The 16,728-nt window shown below is 72.7% G+C and carries 14 protein-coding genes; 9 read left to right on the forward strand and 5 right to left on the reverse strand.

All coding sequences use genetic code 11. The annotated features are described in order from the left end of the window. Positions 1 to 66 precede the first annotated feature (66 nt). On the forward strand, positions 67 to 1,086 hold the full coding sequence (gene glnII / locus OIE67_RS08695) for a glutamine synthetase (RefSeq protein ID WP_326638386.1): 1,020 nt from the start codon (positions 67 to 69) through the stop codon (positions 1,084 to 1,086). Positions 1,087 to 1,129: 43 nt separating this feature from the next. Here the strand turns inward: glnII and OIE67_RS08700 are convergent, their stop codons facing one another. From OIE67_RS08700 to OIE67_RS08715, 4 genes are all read right to left on the reverse strand, one after another. Beyond that, positions 1,130 to 2,668, reverse strand: a complete 1,539-nt coding sequence (locus OIE67_RS08700) for an aldehyde dehydrogenase family protein (protein ID WP_326638388.1) — start codon at positions 2,666 to 2,668, stop codon at positions 1,130 to 1,132. 33 nt (positions 2,669 to 2,701) lie between these two features. Continuing rightward, positions 2,702 to 3,571: a UTP--glucose-1-phosphate uridylyltransferase gene (locus tag OIE67_RS08705; protein WP_326638390.1), complete on the reverse strand. Its 870-nt coding sequence runs from the start codon at positions 3,569 to 3,571 to the stop codon at positions 2,702 to 2,704. 51 nt (positions 3,572 to 3,622) lie between these two features. Further along, positions 3,623 to 3,979 carry a dsRBD fold-containing protein gene (locus OIE67_RS08710; RefSeq protein WP_326638392.1) on the reverse strand — a complete coding sequence of 119 codons (357 nt, stop codon included), beginning with the start codon at positions 3,977 to 3,979 and terminating at the stop codon, positions 3,623 to 3,625. A 95-nt stretch (positions 3,980 to 4,074) separates the two neighbouring features. Next, complete coding sequence (locus OIE67_RS08715; RefSeq protein ID WP_326638394.1) at positions 4,075 to 4,620, reverse strand: cupin domain-containing protein; 546 nt, start codon at positions 4,618 to 4,620, stop codon at positions 4,075 to 4,077. Positions 4,621 to 4,653: 33 nt separating this feature from the next. On the opposite strand from OIE67_RS08715, the gene OIE67_RS08720 reads away from it, so the two are divergent. The 6 genes from OIE67_RS08720 to OIE67_RS08745 all read left to right on the forward strand — a co-directional run bounded on the left by OIE67_RS08720 (position 4,654) and on the right by OIE67_RS08745 (position 12,933). Next, positions 4,654 to 5,019 carry a hypothetical protein gene (locus OIE67_RS08720; RefSeq protein ID WP_326638395.1) on the forward strand — a complete coding sequence of 122 codons (366 nt, stop codon included), beginning with the start codon at positions 4,654 to 4,656 and terminating at the stop codon, positions 5,017 to 5,019. 182 nt (positions 5,020 to 5,201) lie between these two features. Then, positions 5,202 to 6,854: an SWIM zinc finger family protein gene (locus OIE67_RS08725; RefSeq protein WP_326645262.1), complete on the forward strand. Its 1,653-nt coding sequence runs from the start codon at positions 5,202 to 5,204 to the stop codon at positions 6,852 to 6,854. Next, on the forward strand, positions 6,851 to 8,209 hold the full coding sequence (locus OIE67_RS08730; RefSeq protein ID WP_326638396.1) for a DUF5691 domain-containing protein: 1,359 nt from the start codon (positions 6,851 to 6,853) through the stop codon (positions 8,207 to 8,209). The genes OIE67_RS08725 and OIE67_RS08730 overlap by 4 nt, the downstream gene beginning before the upstream one ends. Continuing rightward, a complete protein-coding gene (locus tag OIE67_RS08735) occupies positions 8,206 to 9,270 on the forward strand; it encodes an ATP-binding protein (RefSeq protein WP_326638398.1) in 1,065 nt (354 codons plus the stop codon). Before OIE67_RS08730 ends, OIE67_RS08735 begins: the two co-directional genes overlap by 4 nt. After that, entirely contained in the window at positions 9,267 to 11,675 is a 2,409-nt protein-coding gene (locus OIE67_RS08740; protein ID WP_326638400.1) for a DUF5682 family protein, read from the forward strand. Before OIE67_RS08735 ends, OIE67_RS08740 begins: the two co-directional genes overlap by 4 nt. 91 nt (positions 11,676 to 11,766) lie before the next feature. Then, complete coding sequence (locus tag OIE67_RS08745) at positions 11,767 to 12,933, forward strand: VWA domain-containing protein (protein ID WP_326645263.1); 1,167 nt, start codon at positions 11,767 to 11,769, stop codon at positions 12,931 to 12,933. A 6-nt stretch (positions 12,934 to 12,939) separates the two neighbouring features. Here OIE67_RS08745 and OIE67_RS08750 read toward each other — a convergent pair whose 3' ends face one another. After that, a complete protein-coding gene (locus OIE67_RS08750) occupies positions 12,940 to 14,385 on the reverse strand; it encodes a DHA2 family efflux MFS transporter permease subunit (RefSeq protein ID WP_326638402.1) in 1,446 nt (481 codons plus the stop codon). Between the two features lie 112 nt (positions 14,386 to 14,497). On the opposite strand from OIE67_RS08750, the gene OIE67_RS08755 reads away from it, so the two are divergent. Together OIE67_RS08755 and OIE67_RS08760 are read left to right on the forward strand one after the other, a co-directional pair. Next, entirely contained in the window at positions 14,498 to 15,247 is a 750-nt protein-coding gene (locus tag OIE67_RS08755) for a TetR/AcrR family transcriptional regulator C-terminal domain-containing protein (RefSeq protein WP_326638404.1), read from the forward strand. A gap of 96 nt (positions 15,248 to 15,343) precedes the next feature. Beyond that, entirely contained in the window at positions 15,344 to 16,726 is a 1,383-nt protein-coding gene (locus OIE67_RS08760) for an MFS transporter (RefSeq protein ID WP_326638406.1), read from the forward strand. The last annotated feature ends 2 nt before the right edge of the window (positions 16,727 to 16,728 follow it).

Consider the following 16,728-nt stretch of genomic DNA (forward strand, 5'->3'; position numbering starts at 1 on the left):
GCAAAAAGCGGGAAACGGCCATCCGTAAGACTCGGCGTGGCTGAGAGAAACCCCGAAAGGACCGCCGTGAGCTACAAGGCTGAGTACATCTGGATCGACGGCACCGAGCCCACGGCTCTGCTGCGCTCGAAGACGAAGATCCTGGCCGACGGAGCCGAGCCTCCGGTCTGGGGCTTCGACGGCTCCAGCACCAACCAGGCCGAGGGTCACTCGTCGGACCGCGTGCTCCGCCCGGTGTTCACCTGCCCCGACCCGATCCGCGGCGGCGAGCACAAGCTCGTCCTGTGCGAGGTCGAGGAGATCGACGGCGAGCCGCACGCCAGCAACACGCGTGCGCTGCTGCGCCCGGTCGCCGAGCAGTTCGCGGCGCAGGAGTCCTGGTTCGGCATCGAGCAGGAGTACACGTTCTTCAAGGGCAGCCGCCCGCTCGGCTTCCCCGAGGGCGGCTTCCCCGCCCCGCAGGGCCACTACTACTGCGGCGTGGGCGCCGAGGCCGTGTTCGGCCGCGAGATCGTCGAGCTCCACCTCGACCGCTGCCTCGCCGCCGGCCTGAAGATCTCCGGCATCAACGCCGAGGTCATGCCGGGCCAGTGGGAGTTCCAGGTCGGCCCGGCCGGTCCGATCGAGGTCGCCGACCACCTGTGGATCGCCCGTTACCTGCTCTACCGGACCGCCGAGGAGCACGGCGTGGAGGCCACCCTCGACGCCAAGCCCGCCCGCGGCGACTGGAACGGCGCCGGCGCGCACACCAACTTCTCCACCAAGGCCATGCGTGAGGGCTACGAGGCCATCATCACCGCCTGCGAGTCGCTCGGCGAGGGCGACAAGCCGATGGAGCACGTCAGCCAGTACGGCGCCGACATCGAGTCCCGCCTCACCGGCCACCACGAGACCGCCCCGTGGAACAAGTACACCTACGGCGTCTCCAACCGCGGCGCCTCGGTGCGCATCCCGTGGCAGGTCGAGGTGGACAAGAAGGGCTACATCGAGGACCGCCGCCCCAACGCCAACATCGACCCGTACGTGGTCACCCGCCTGCTGGTGAACACCTGCTGCTCGGCCCTGGAGAAGGCCGGCCAGGTCTGACCGACCGACGAGTGACGGGGGCCCCGATCGGGGCCCCCGTTTCTCATGCCAGGCGGAAGCCCAGATCGGGGACGATCTCGGCCACGTCCATCTGGGCCTTCTGCAGGCGCCCTGAGTGGTCCCAGTTCATCGCCTGCCAGCGGGTGAACTGGTCGAGCACCCACATGCCGGACTGGCGGCTGCCGTTGCCCGACTTGCCGTTGCCGCCGAACGGCAGGTGCGCCTCGGCCCCCGAGGTGGAGTTGTTGACGCTGACCATGCCGGCCGAGATGCCCTCGCGGAAGCGGAAGGCGTGCTTCGGGTCGGTGGTGTAGATGGAGCTCGACAGCCCGTAGCCGGGCAGGTTGGCCAGCTCGACCGCCTCGTCCAGGGTGGCGAACGTGGTGACGCCCACGATCGGGCCGAACGTCTCCTCCATGAACAGCCGGTCGCCCGGCCGTACGCCGTCCACCACGACCGGGTGGTAGTAGAGGCCGCCGGCGCCGTCGAAGCCGCCGCGCGGGTTGCCGCCGGTGACGCGGCCCGTGGGACCCGTGACGACCTGGTGGTGGGGCTGGATCCAGGTCAGGTACTCCTCGTAGCGGTCGGCGAACTTCTGGTCGAGCAGCGGCCCCGCCAGCACGTCGCCGGCCGGGTCGCCGATCTCGGCCTCGCCTACGGCCCGCGCGAACCGTTCGACGAACGCGTCGTGCACGCTCTCGTGCACGATGACCGTGCCGAGACTCGTGCACCGCTGGCCCGCGGTGCCGAAGCCGGAGAACAGCGCGCCCTCCACGGCCAGGTCGAGGTCGGCGTCCGGCATGATCACCATGGGGTTCTTGCCGCCCAGTTCCAGGCAGGCGGACTGCAGGTGCCGCCCGGTCAGCTCGCCGACCTTCCTGCCCACCTCGCTGGAGCCGGTGAAGCCCACCTTCTGCACGCTGCCCTCCTCCAGGGCCAGCTCCAGGCCGCGGAAGGTGTCGGCGCCGTCGGCGAAGACGATGTTCAGCACTCCGTCGGGCAGGCCCGCCGCCGTGAACAGCCGGAACATCGCGTGCGCGGAGGCGGCGGCGTACTCGGCGGGCTTCCAGACGACGGCGTTGCCGCACAGCAGGGCCGGCACCAGGTACCACGACGGGACCGCCACCGGGAAGTTGCCCGCCGTGACGACCGCCGCCACGCCGATCGGGTTGCGGAAGGTGAACAGGTTCTTGTCCGGCATCTCGGACGGCACCGTCTGCCCGTACAACCTGCGGCCCTCGCCCAGGAAGAAGTCACACGTGTCGACGATCTCCCTGACCTCGCCCAGAGCCTCCGCGTACGGCTTGCCGATCTCCTCGGTCACCAGCCGCGCCAGCGCCTCGGCGTTCTCCTCCACCAGCCGCCCGATCGAGGCGATCACCCTGCCGCGCACCGGCGCGGGCACCCTGGCCCACTCGCGCTGCGCCTCCTTGGCGGTGCGGCAGGCGGCGGCGAACGTGTCCGCGTCGGCCAGCCCGACCCGAGCCACGACCTCGCTCGTGCGGGCGGGGTTGGTCGAGTCGTACGTGGTCGCTGCGGCGGCGTCCTTGCCGCCCACGATGGAAACGATGTTTCGGCTCACCGGGGCCCTCCTCCGTAAGTTCTCCGGTAGACGCTAGCTCTCCAGGGCCAGTTTGCGCAGCTCCGGCCCGTGCGCCGGATCGGCCAGCGCGGCGGCGAACTGCGCCCGCAGATAGTTGAGCGGTGAGCCGGTGTCGTACCAGGTGCCGTCGATGACCTGCCCGTACACCGGGTGCGCGGCGGCGTGGCGGTGCAGCGCGTCGGTGAGGTAGATCTCGCCCTGCGGGTCCTCGTGCCAGCGGCGCGTGGCCGCCTCCAGCTCGGCGACGACGCCGGGGGTGACGACGTAACCGCCGATGGCCGCGTACCGGGACGGAGCCTCCTCCGGGCGCGGCTTCTCCACCAGGCCGGAGACGCGCAGCCGGCCGCCGCCGAGATCCTCCTCGACGATCGGCACGCCGTAGCGGGAGGCGTCCTCGACCTCCATCGGCATCAGCGCCAGCACCGGCGCCCCCGTCGCCTCGTAGGCCGCCTTGAGCTGCCGGGCGCGCGGCACCTCCGCCACGAACACGTCGTCGGCCCACAGCACCATGAACGGCTCGTCGCCGATGACGCGGGCGGCGTTCAGCACGGGGGTGCCGTTGCCGTACGGGCCGTTCTGGTACAGGTACGTGATGTGCGCCAGCGACGACAGCTCGGCCACCGCGGCGGCCAGGTCGTCCTTGCCCGCCTCGCGCAGCTGCCGCTCCAGGTCGGCGTCCGGGGCGAAGTGCCGCTGCACCAGGTCCTTGCGGGCCGAGGTGACGATGGTGATCTCGTCGATGCCGGAGTCGACGAGCTCGCGGATGGTGTGCTCGATGACGGGCTTGTCGCCGATCGGCAGCATCTCCTTCGGCAGCGCCTTGGTGAGGGGCAGCAGCCGGGTGCCCAGACCGGCCACCGGGATCACGGCTTTACGGACCATACGTCACTCCTTGTGTGGTGCGGCTGCTACAGGTCACGTGCGGTGAGTCGTTCACCACGATCGGCTCGGGGCGGGGGACTCGGCGGACGACTCGGCGATGTCGCGGTTCGTGATGACGGCGAGCTGCTCGGCCAGGTCGGCCAGCGCGCGGGAGGCGGCCAGCTCGTCGCCGATCCCGGCCACGCGCGCGTCCGCGGGATTGCGCCGCGCCCGCCCGACCCCCGTCAGGGCCCGCCCCGCCTCCGTCGTGGCGGGTCCGGCGTCTGTCCCGTCGCGTCCGGCCACTGCGGTGTCGTGGCCGGTCTCCGTGGTGTCGTGCCCGGCGGGCGCGGTGAGCGTCGCGCGTGCCGTGGTGTCGTCGCCGTCCTCGGCGAGCTCGATCCGCACGGCCCATTCCTTGGTCCTCATGACCACACCTCCCTCTTCCAGCGGGCTGCTGCCCGCGCGGAAGGCACTCAACCAAGGGATCCTCCCGTACGATGCCCGCCGAGCCGGGCGTGACGTCAGGCGGTGAAGTCGGCGAAGTCGAAGCCGGGGGAGACCAGGCAGCTCACCAGCACCGCCTCCGCGCCGGCCGGCCGCGCCGACTGCCACACCCCGCCGGGCACGACCGCCTGCGGCACCTGCCCGTGCTCCACGTCGGGCCCCAGCAGCACGTCCACGTCCCCGATCGTCAGGCTGAGCGGGCCGCCGCGGTGCCACAGCCAGATCTCGGCCGACCTCACCACGTGCGGCACCGACTCCTCGCCCGGATGCAGCAGGAAGTAGATGGCGGTGGCGCTGGCCCGCGCCCCCTGATAGCCCTCCGGCTCGAATGTCACCGGCGAGCGCCACGTCTCGCGGAACCAGCCGCCCTCAGGATGGGGCAGCAGGTCGAGGGCCGCGGCGACGGGCGGGCGCGGCACGAACGCGACGGGGGCGCCCGTGACGTCCCTGCGCAGGAACCGGTCGCCGTCGAGGACGAGCTGTCCGTCGAGCGGGCTGGTCAGGGCTTCGGCCTCGTCGGCCACCTGGACGGCTGGGCCGTCGGGATAGATCCGCAACTCCACGGGACGAGTCTAGGGACGTTCCGGACAGCGGACGTGGTCGCGCGGGTCGTCGACAACACCGGCGACCCGCTCACCCGGCCGCTCACGGTGACCGCGGACGCGCCGCTCACCGCCACCCCCGCCACCTCGTGCCTGGACGTCCCCGCCCATCAGGGCGTCACCGCGGCCGTCCGGATCATCGCGCCCAGGGACACGCCGCCCGGCGAGCACCGCGTCACGGTGACGGTCGGGGACGAGCCCATCGAGGTGCCGGTCACGGTCACGGAGACGTGCACGGAGCTGGACGCCCGGCTGAAGACGGCGGGGTTCGCGGCCGTGGAGGCTCGTTACGTCCGGCTGGAAGAAACGCGGGAGAGCGGCGGCTCGTACCTGTCGGCGGCGGACGTGAGCACGGGCTGACCACGGGCTGACCCACGGGCCGAGCGCGGGTGGATAACGGCCCCGGCGTGACCTCGGGCTGACCACGGGCCGAGCCAGGACCGAGCCACGGTCGAGCCGACGCCGGGCCAGTGCCGAGCGTGGGACCGTCTTGCGGCCAGGGCTGCTAAATGTCGGTCAGGCTGGCTAGTCTGCGGCAGGTGATGCAGCGGTGGAGCCGGGATCAGGTCCTCGCCCTCGCCCCCGACGCGCCGTCCCGCAAGGCGGCGCAGGGGGTGTCGGCGCCGGGCAGATGGTCGTCCAACGGCACGACGGGCCTGGTCGTGTTCGGGGAGTGCCGGGGCAGCGGGTCCAGGCCCTACCTGGCATGCGTCGACCTCACCGAGCCCGCCTACCGGTGCAGTTGCCCGAGCCGGAAGTTCCCCTGCAAGCACGCCCTCGGGCTGCTGCTCCTCTGGTCCGCCGACGGGGTCCCCGAGCTGGCGGCGGCCCCGCAGTGGGTGACGGAGTGGATGGAGGGGAGGGCCGCCCGCGCCGCCAAGTCCACCGCCCGCCTCGAAGCCGCCCGCGCCGAAACCCGCGCTGACGCCACCGACGGGGTGTCAGCCAGCCCCACCGACGACGTTCCACCCGACACGGAGGGATCGGCCGCCGCTGGAACGGCCCGGCCTGGCCGGGGAGGCTCTGGAGCCGGTGAGGCGGCCCGGCCAGGCGCGGAAGGTCCTGGAACCAGCGGAGTTGCGCGGTCAGGCATGGAGGGGCCTGGAACCGGTGAGGTGGTTCGGCCCGGCACAGAAGGGCCTGGATCCGGTGGGGCGGCTTCGGGCGTGGAGAGGGCTGGGGGTGGTGGGGCCGGGCGGGCGGAGAGCGTGCGGCATGGGCGGGTTGCCGCTGGGCTCGGCGAGCTGGAGCGGTGGCTGGCCGATCAGGTGCGTCAAGGGCTGGCCGGAGCCGCCGAGCACGACTGGGAGGGGCTGGCCAAGCGGCTCATCGACGCCCAGGCCCCCGGTGTGGCGGGCGTCGTCTCCCGCCTTGCCCGGGTACGGGCCGAGGAGGGCTGGCCGGGGCGGCTGCTGGAGGAATACGCGCTGATCGACCTGCTCGCCGTCGCCTACCGCCGGCGGGCCGCCCTGCCGGGGCCGCTCGCCGAGACCGTGCTGATCCGCACCGGTTTCCCCGTCACCAGGGAAGAGGTGCTGGCCGGCCCCGTGGTCCGCGACCACTGGGACGTCCTGGGACGGCGTGACGAGCAACAGGACCGGCTGACGGCACGCCGCGTCTGGCTACGGGGCCGCCGCACCGGCCGCCCCGCCCTCATCCTGTCGTTCGCCCCCCAGGGCCAGGCGCTGGACGCCTCCCTGGTGACGGGCACCACGATCGACGCCGACCTGACCTACTACCCGGGCGCCGCCCCCCTGCGAGCCCTGGTCGCCACCCGCCACGCCATCCTCACCCCACCTCTCCCGGACACCCCGACACCCGACACCACCCCCTCCCTCCGCCCAACCTCCAGGGCCACAGCGTTGGAGGCCACACCGTCGCAGGCCGAATCGTCCGGAAATGCGGGGCTCTGGGCCGTGCCGCCGGGGGTGGCGGTGGACGAGGCGCTGGACGAGGTGGCGCGGGCGCTGGCCGAAGATCCGTGGACCGAGTCCTGGCCGCTCGTCCTGGCCGGAGCCGTTCCCGGCCGGACCGAGATCGGTGGCCTGCCCTGGCACCCGCGTTCCCGCGACCCCTGGCGGCTGATCGCCGTGTCCGGCGGGCGGCCGCTCACCGTGGCCGTCGAATGGACGCCGCAGGGCCTGAGACCCCTGACCACCTGGGACGACGAGGGAAGGGCGGTGATTTTGGCATGACGGGCTGGGAGCAGCTGACCTCCACGGCGCTCGTGGGCACCGACCGCCGGCCGTACCCCGGAGACCTGCTCGAAGCCGCGGCCGTCGAAGTGGCGCGGCAGCGGGCCGGGCGGCGCGCGGGCGAGACCGGGCGGCTGGAGCGAGCGCCCGAGGAGGAGCGGGAGGCGGTCGGCAGGCGCGCGGCCGAACGGCTCGTCCGCATCCTGAGTGGCGAGCACGAGCGGCTGCTGCCGGAGTGGCTGGCCGCGGCCGCCGCGACCGGCCGCAGGGTGCCCGCGTACGCGCTGCCCGACCTGCTCGACCGCGGCCGGCGCGACCGTTCGATCAGGGTGCACCTCGGCGTGCTCGCGGGACGGCGCGGACGCTGGCTGGCCGGGCTCAACCCCGCCTGGGACTACCTGCTGGAGGAGCCCACGGGCGAGACGTGGGAGCTGGGCGGCGCCGCCGACCGGCGGGCTCACCTGAGCACGCTCAGGGCGGCCGATCCGGCCGGGGCCAGGCGGCTGCTGGAGAGCTCGTGGGAGCGCGAGACCCCCGACGACCGGGCCGGGTTCGTGGAGGTGCTGGCCGAGGGGCTGAGCATGGAGGACGAGCCGTTCCTTGAGCAGGCGCTGGACGACCGGCGCAGGGAGGTGCGCCAGGCCGCGGCCAACCTGCTGACCCGCCTGCCCGATTCGCGCATGTCCCGGCGCATGGCCGAGCGGGTGCGCGCCTGCGTGACGATCCGGCGAGAGAGCGGCGGCGGTGAGGTCATCGCCGTGGAGGCACCCACGGTCTGCGACAAGGCGATGGAGCGCGACGGCGTGCGCCAGAAGCCGCCCAGGGGCATCGGCGAGCGCGCCTGGTGGCTGCAGCAGGTCATCGCCCGCGCCCCGCTGGCGCTCTGGGACCGGCCGCCGGCCGAACTGCTCGCGATGCGGATCCCCGACTGGGACGCCGAGGTGAAGGCGGCCTGGGTGCGCGCCGCGGTGCTGCAGCGAAACCCCGAGTGGGCGCGGGCGATGTTCGGCTGGGACCCGATCGCCGACCTGCTCGAATCCCTTCCGCCGGTGGAGCAGCAGGAGCTGGCCGCCCGGTTCGTGCACAACCACGACCTGGACAGCCAGCTGATCATGGTGCTCGGCGGGGTGTCGTCCCTCTGGGGCGAGGGCCTGGCCACGGCGGTGCTGCGCAAGATCGTGAAAGTCGCCGCCACCCAGCCGTGGAACCTCGGCGAGCTGGTCAAGCTGGCGGGCGAGCACATCGACCCGGCCCTGTACGAGCTGGCCGAGGACTTCTCACCCGCGGAGCCCATCCAGCAGGTCGCCGCCCTGCTACGGTTCCGCGCTGACATGTACAAGGAGCTCCCCATATGACCGTTCTGCGCCCGCACGCGGAAGACCAGTACGCCGAGGAGCTGGCCTTCCTGGCCAAGGACGACGACCGTCCGAGGCCACCCGGCTGGAAGCTTTCGCCGTGGGCCGTCACCACGTACATCCTGGGCGACGGCGACCGCGTCACCCCCAAATACGTGGGCGCGCGGCGCATCGTCGAGGTGGCCGTCGCCACGCTCGCGACCGACCGCGCGCTGCTGCTGCTCGGCGTGCCCGGCACCGCGAAGACGTGGCTGTCCGAGCACCTGGCCGCCGCCGTCAGCGGCGACTCGACGCTGCTCGTGCAGGGCACCGCCGGCACCGCCGAGGAGGCCATCAGGTACGGCTGGAACTACGCCAGACTCCTGGCCGAGGGCCCCTCCATCGAGGCGCTGACCCCGTCGCCGGTGATGCGTGCCATGGCCGAGGGCCGCGTCGCCCGGGTCGAGGAGCTGACCCGCATGCCGTCCGACGTCCAGGACGCCCTGATCACCGTCCTGTCGGAGAAGACGCTGCCGATCCCCGAGCTCAACCGCGAGGTCCAGGCCGAGCGCGGCTTCAATGTGATCGCCACGGCCAACGACCGCGACCGCGGCGTCAACGAGCTGTCCAGCGCGCTGCGCCGCCGCTTCAACACCGTCGTGCTGCCGGTCCCGGCCACCGCCGAGGAGGAGGTCGACATCGTCGCCCGCCGCGTCGCCCAGCTCGGCCGCTCGCTGGAGCTGCCGGAGACGACGACGGGGCTGGCGGAGATCCGGCGGGTGGTGACGGTGTTCAGAGAGCTGCGCGCCGGCGTGACCGAGGACGGCCGCACCAAGCTCAAGTCGCCCAGCGGCACCCTGTCCACGGCCGAGGCCATCTCCGTGCTGACCAGCGGCATCGCGCTGGCCGCCCACTTCGGCGACGGGGTGCTGCGGCCGTCCGACGTGGCCGCGGGGATCGTCGGCGCGGTGGTGCAGGAACCCGTGTCGGACCGGGTGGTGTGGCGCGAATACCTGGAGACGGTGGTGCGCGAACGCTCCGACTGGCGCGACTTCTACCGCGCGTGCCGCGAGACTTCATGAGCGTCTCCGTCCTGGGCGTACGCCACCACGGGCCCGGCTCGGCGCGGGCCGTGCGGCGCGAGCTCGAGCGCCTGCGCCCCGACGTCATCCTCATCGAGGGCCCGCCCGAGGCCGACGCCCTGGTCACGCACGCGCCCGGTCTGGAGCCGCCGGTCGCGCTGCTCGCGCACGTGCCGGGGGCGCCGGCCCGGGCGGCGTTCTGGCCGTTCGCGGAGTTCTCGCCGGAGTGGCAGGCGATCCGGTACGGCACGTCGGCGGGTGTCCCCGTACGCTTCTGCGACCTGCCCGCCGCCCACTCCCTGGCCGACGCTCCGCCCGACGCCGACCCCGGCGGCCCTGAGCCCGGAACGGAGCCGCCCGGCACGGCGGCACCCGAGGGAGAGGCAGCGGGGCCTGACGGGGCGGCGGTGACCGGGATGCGGGGGGATCCCATCGGGGCGCTGGCCGGCGCGGCCGGGTACGACGATCCCGAGCGCTGGTGGGAAGACGTCGTCGAGCACCGGGGCGGTGACACGCCGTTCGAGGTCATCGCCGAGGCCATGGCCGCCGTACGCGAGGGATACCGGCCGGACGAGCGGGAGGCCAGGCGCGAGGCGTACATGCGCAAGACGCTCCGCGCGGCGATCAAGCAGGGTTTCGGCCGGATCGCGGTGGTCTGCGGCGCCTGGCACGTGCCCGCGCTGACCGGCCCGCTGCCGTCCGTGACCGCGGACAACGCCGTTCTGCGCGGCCTGCCGAAGGTGAAGGCCGAGCTGACCTGGGTGCCGTGGACGTACGGCAGGCTCGCCTCCTGGAGCGGCTACGGCGCGGGGATCACCTCGCCTGGCTGGTACCACCACCTGTTCGACACCCCCGACCGGCCCGTGGAGCGGTGGCTGGCCGCGGCCGCGGCGGTGCTGCGTGACGAGGGGCTGGCGGTCTCGTCCGCGCACGTCATCGAGTCCGTACGCCTGGCCGGCAGCCTGGCCGCCCTGCGCGGCCGGCCACTCGCGGGGCTCGGCGAGGTCACCGAGGCGGCCAGGGCGGTGTTGTGCGAGGGCGACGACCTGGCCGTGGAGCTGATCCAGCGGCGCATGGTCGTCGGCGACCGGCTCGGCCACGTCTCCGACGGCACCCCGATGGTGCCGCTCCAGCGCGACCTGCGCGAACGGCAGCGGCGGCTGAAGCTCAGGCCGGAGGCGCTCGACCGCGAGATCGACCTCGACCTGCGCAAGCCCCTCGACCTCGACCGCAGCCACCTGCTGCACCGGCTGCGGCTGCTCGGGGTGGGCTGGGGCACGCCGGTGCGGGCGCGCGGCAAGGGGACGTTCAGGGAGACGTGGACGCTCCAGTGGCGGCCCGAGCACGACCTCGCCCTCATCGAGCACGCCGCCCTGGGCACCACCGTGCCGTCCGCCGCCGCCCAGCGGGCCCGCGACCTGGCCGGGGCGCCGTCGGCGACGCTGGCCGACCTGACCTCGCTGGTCGAACAGTGCCTGCTGGCCGACCTGCCGCAGGCGCTGCCCGGCGTGCTGGCGGCCCTGTCGGCCAAGGCGGCGCTCGACACGGACGTCACGCACCTGATGGCGGCACTGCCCGCGATGGTGCGCGCCCACCGCTACGGCGACGTACGCGGCACCTCGGCCGACGGGCTGGCGGTGATCGTCCGCTCGATGCTGGAACGCATCTGCGTCGGGCTGCCGGTGGCGGTGACGGGCCTGGACGACGACGCGGCGGCCGACCTGCTCAAACACGTGGACGCGGTCCACTCGGCCGTCGCCCTCCTCACCGACCCTCCCGAGAACACGTCACCGCGGAGAACGACGGCTCCCGAGACCGCGCCGTCGGAGGAGACGGCGGCTCCCGAGGGCGCGGGGCCGGAAGAGAGGGCGGCTTCTGGTGCGCCGCCATCGGGAGTCGCACGCTCCGATGTGGTCGAGGAGGCCGGTTCGGCGGTGTCGCCGCGTGGCCGGTGGATGGGCACCTTGCGCGGCATCAGTGACCGGCAGGATCTGCACGGGCTGATCGAGGGCCGGCTCACCAGGATCCTGCTCGACTCGGGTGAGCTCGACGACGCCGGTGACCGCATGTCCAGGGCGATGTCCCGGGGGCAGGCTCCGGCGCGGGCGGCGGCGTGGGTGGAGGGGTTCCTGTCCGGGGGAGGGCTGTTGCTGGTGCATGATCCGCGCCTGCTCGGCCTGGTGGACGACTGGCTGACGGGGCTGTCCGGCGAGCAGTTCATCGACGTGCTGCCGCTGCTGCGCCGTACGTTCGGCGGATTCGCCGCGCCGGAACGCAGATCCATCGGCGAACGGCTCCGCTCGGCCGGCCGCGACGACGCCGACCGGGAGCAGGACGTGGACGAGCACCGCGCCGCGGCCGCCGTCGCCACCGTCCTGTCGATCATCGGAGGGACGGACGGATGAACGCACCGATGGACGTGGCATACGAACGGATGGACGGACGGATGGACGCGGCAGGCGGACGGATGGACCGATGAACGCGGCAGATGGACGGATGGACGCGGCGGATGAGCGGCTGCGGCGGTGGCGGCTGGTGCTCGGGGGCGGGGCGGCCGACGGCACCGGGCTCGGGCTGGACGGCGTGGACGCGCAGATGGACGCGGCGCTGGCCGCCGTCTACGACCGGGGCGGCCGGGAGGACGGAGCGCCGGGAGGCAGGGAGGGCGGGCTCGGCGCGTCGGCGCCCCGGGTGGCCCGCTGGCTCGGCGACATCCGCACCTACTTCCCCTCCACCGTCGTCCAGGTCATGCAGAAGGACGCGATCGAGCGGCTCAACCTCACCAGGCTCCTCCTCGAACCCGAGATGCTCGAAGCCGTGGAACCGGACGTCCACCTGGTCGGCACCCTGCTGGCGCTCAACAAGGTCATGCCCGACCAGGCCCGCGAGTCCGCCAGGGCCCTCGTGCGCAAGGTGGTGACGGAGCTGGAGCGCAAGCTGGCGCAGAAGACGAGGGCGGCGGTCAGCGGGGCGCTCGACCGGTCGGCCAGGACCCACCGCCCCAAGCGGGTGGCCGACATCGACTGGGACCGGACGATCAGGGCGAACCTCAAGAACTACCTGCCGGAGCGGAACACCGTCGTCCCCTCCCGCCTCGTCGGCTACGCCCGCAGGCAGCGGTCGGTGCAGCGCGAGGTGGTGCTGTGCATCGACCAGAGCGGGTCGATGGCGGCCTCGGTGGTGTATTCGAGCGTGTTCGGGGCGGTGCTGGCCTCGATGCGGGCGCTGAAGACGTCGCTCGTGGTGTTCGACACGGCGGTGGCAGACCTCACCGACCGGCTGCATGATCCGGTGGAGCTGCTGTTCGGCACCCAGCTCGGCGGCGGCACCGACATCAACCGGGCGATCGCGTACGGACAAGGACTGATCACCCGGCCGGCAAACTCGATCTTCATCCTGATCAGCGACCTGTACGAGGGCGGCGTCAGGGAGGAGATGCTGCGCAGGGTGGCGGCGATGACGCAGGCCGGCGTCCAGGTGATCGTGCTGCTGGCGCTGTCCGACGAGGGGGCGCCGTTCTACGACCACGAGAACGCCGCCGCGCTGGCCGCGATGGGCGTGCCCGCGTTCGCGTGCACGCCCGACGCCTTCCCCGACCTGATGGCGGCCGCGATCGAGCGGCGCGACATCACCCAGTGGGCCGAACGCCACACCACCCTCTGAGCGCCGTCACGCGGGCTCGGACTCCGGGCGGGCGTGGCGGGGCAGCAGGTACGTCAGCGCCAACGTCAGCGCCAGCAACCCCACCTCCACCCACACCGTCGCCTGCATGGAGGCGCCGAACCCCCAGCCGGAGGCCAGCAGGTCGAAGAAGAGCGTCCCCAGCACGGCGGTGCCCACCGCGCCGCCGAGCTGCTGGATGCCGGTCAGCGCCCCGGAGGCGGAGCCGGTCTCGTGCGGCTCGACCCCGGCCAGCACGATGTCGAAGAACGGCGCCATGGTCAGCCCCATGCCGATCCCGACCAGGGCCAGACCTGGGGAGAGCTGCCAGGTGGAGACGTCGACCCCGGTGAGGTGGATGGTGAGGGCGAGCACGGCCGCGCCCGCCGCCATCACGAGGGTGCCGATCTGCATCAGGCCGCGCCCGAGCTTCGTCTGCAGCCCGGACATCGCCAGACCGAAGCCGGCCACGCCGCCGAGCGCCTGGGGCAGGGCGGCCAGGCCCGCCTGGAGCGGGGTGAAGCCGAGGCCCAGCTGCGTGTAGAGGCTGAAGACCAGGCCGAAGCCGATCATCCCGGAGAAGAAGGCGAGCCCGGCCACGAGGCCGCTGCTGAAGGAGCGCTTGCGGAACAGGCTGGGGGTGATCAGCGGGTCCCGGCCGGACCTGGCGCGGCGGGACTCGTACCGGCCGAAGAGGGCGAAGAGCACGACGGAGGCGGCCATCGAGACGAACGTCCAGGCCGGCCAGCCCGACTCGCGGCCCTGGATGAGCGGGAAGATGAGCAGGAACGCGGCGGCCGAGACGAGCGCGACGCCGGGCAGGTCGAGCCGGGTGGCGTTCGAGAGGCGATATTCCGGCAGGAAGCGCAGCGCGGCCACGACGGCGGCCAGGCCGAGCGGCAGGTTGATCAGGAAGATCATGCGCCAGCCGGTGCCGAAGAGGTCGGCGTCCACCAGCCAGCCGGCCAGCACCGGGCCGCCGACGGAGGAGATGGTCATGACCGGGCCGAACATGCCGAAGGCCTTGCCCAGCTCCTCCGGCGGGAACATCTCCTTGATCAGCCCCAGCCCCTGCGGGAGCATCACGGCGCCGAACAGGCCCTGCACCACGCGTCCCGCGATCAGCAGCTCAGGGCTGCCGGAGACGCCGCACAGCAGTGAGGCGGCGGTGAAGCCGAAGGCGCCGATCACGAACATGCGCTTCCTGCCGTAGAGGTCGCCGAGCCGGCCACCGGTGATCAGGCCCACGGCCATGGCCAGGGTGTAGCCCGCGCCGAGCCACTGCACCAGGCTCTCGCTGCCGCCCAGCTCCCTGCGGATCGTAGGGGCGGCGATCACGGTCACGAGGGCGTCGAGCAGGTCCATGACCTCGGCGGCCAGGATGACGAACAGCGCGGCCCAGCGCCAGCGATAGGGCTGGACACCGGTGGCCTCCGCTGAGGCGATGACGGTCATGAGGGACTCCTTGAAACGGTGTTCGTGTCGGACGAACGTTGTTCGTTACGAACACCGTTTTAAGCGCGAACACCGTTCGTGTCAAGTACGGCGTTCGCGGTAGAGTGAGTGCATGGTGGATCGGAAGGAACGTGGCGAGGGCGAGGTCCCGGCGCCCCCGTGGCGCAGGTCGCGCAAGCCGGCGCAGCCGAGACGGCAGCTCAGCCAGGATTTGATCATCGATACCGGCCTGCGCATCCTCGACGTCGAGGGCCTCGACGCGCTCAGCATGAGACGGGTGGCCCAGGAGCTCGACACCGGCCCCGCCTCGCTGTACGCGCATGTGGCCGGCAAGGAGGAGCTGCTCGAGCTGATCTACGACCGGGTGCTCAGCGAGATCAGGCTGCCCGCGCGCGACCCCGCCCGATGGAAGGAGCAGTTGCGGGCGTACGCCCTGGAGGTGCACCGCGTGCTGGGCGCGCACGCCGACGTGGCCAGGGCCGCCCTGGCCACCATCCCGACGGGCGAGCACTCGATCCGCGCGGGCGAGTTCCTCTTCGGGCTGCTCGTCGAGGCAGGGATGGCGCCCCGGGAGGCCGCCGTGGCGATGGACCGCCTCTCCCTCTACATCACCGGCGACGCCTACGAGGCATCCCTGCACTACGCGCGGATGCGGGCGGCCGGGATGGACGATCCCGAGGAGTACTTCGAGGCGTTCGTCGCCCAGATCGCCGGCTACTACCGGGCGATCCCGCCGGAGCGCTTCCCGTACCTGGTCAAACACGTGGACGACCTGATCGCCGACGACGGCGAGCAGCGCTTCCGCTACGGCCTCGACCTGATCCTCGACGGCATCGAGGCCCGCATGCCGCGCGACCCCTGACGGCCGGGCGCGGGCGGCGGGCGCGGGCGCCTTAGGCCGAATTGCCTAGGCCCCGGGCCCGATGTGCGGTCAGGGGTCTGGCCATAGCTTTCCGGTATGACGACGACGATGGAGAAGACGGCGGCGGCGGCCCCCAGCGTGGTGGCCCCTCAATACCGGGCGCTGAGCGTCGGGCTGGTCGCCCTGGTGATGTTGCAGGCGTTCGAGGCCATGGCGGTGGCCACGGCCATGCCCGTGGTGGCGCGTGATCTTGGCGGCATGCACCTGTACAACCTGGCCTTCAGCGCCACGCTGGCCGCCAGCGTGATCGCCACGGTGCTGGGCGGACGGTGGAGTGACGTGCGCGGGCCGCTCCCGCCGATCGCGACGGGTGTGGCGGCGTTCGTGGCGGGGCTGTTGCTGGCCGGGCTGGCGCCGACGATGGAGCTGTTCGTGGCGGGCCGGTTCGTGCAGGGCATCGGGATGGGATTCACGCAGGTCGCCTTGTACGTCCTGGTCGCCCGGGTCTACCCGCCGGCGATGCATCCACGGGTCTTCGCCCTGTTCTCGGCGGCGTGGGTGGTGCCCTCCATGGTCGGCCCCGCCATCGCCGGCTTCGTGGTGGAGAACCTCGACTGGAGGCTGATCTTCCTCGGCGTCACGGTCATCGTGATCCCCGCCGCGCTGCTGCTCTGGCGCGGCACCGCGGGCAAGATCGCCGCCGGCGTCACCACCGAGCCCGCCTCCGGCCTCGGACGCAAGCTCGTCTACGCCACGCTGACCGCCATCGCCGCCGCGTTGATCCAGTACGGCAGCGCGCTCAAGCTGGCCGGCCTGCCCCTGCTCGCCATCGGCGTGGCGCTGCTGGTGATCTCCCTGCCGAAGCTGCTGCTGCCCGGCTCGCTGCGGGCCGCCCGCGGCCTGCCGACGGGGCCCGTCCTGCGCGGCCTGGCCTTCGGCTCGTACACGGCGGCCGAGGTGCTCATCCCGCTCATGCTCATGAACGAGCGGGGCCTGACCGCCACCGGCGCGGGCGTGGTGCTCACGGTCGGGGCGCTCGGCTGGTCCACCGGCTCGTGGATCAAGGGTCGCGGCATGATCGGCAACCTGACGGCCATCCGCGGCGGCGCCGCCCTGATCGCGGCCGGCATCGCGATGGTGAGCCTCGTGCTCGTCGACCAGGTGCCGCTCGCGGTCGCGTACGTGGCGATGGCCCTGGTCGGGCTCGGTATCGGCGCGCTGCACCCGACGGTGTCGGTCCTGGTGCTGGAGATGTCCAAGGAGGGTGAGGAGGGCGACAACTCCGCCGCCGTGGGCGTGGGGGAGTCGGTGTTCACCGTCATGGCCGTCGCGGTCAGCGGCGCCCTGTTCACCGCCGCCGCCCAGAACTACGCGGCCGGTCTCGCCTTCGCCGTCGCGCTGGCCGTCGTGGCCGTAGTGCTGGCCCCGCGTTTCGTGCACTCCTCGGCACCGGGCACTATGGAGGAAGCCGCGTCATAAAA

This window comes from Nonomuraea fuscirosea (assembly GCF_035917475.1).
In the GTDB taxonomy this organism is placed as follows: domain Bacteria; phylum Actinomycetota; class Actinomycetes; order Streptosporangiales; family Streptosporangiaceae; genus Nonomuraea; species Nonomuraea fuscirosea.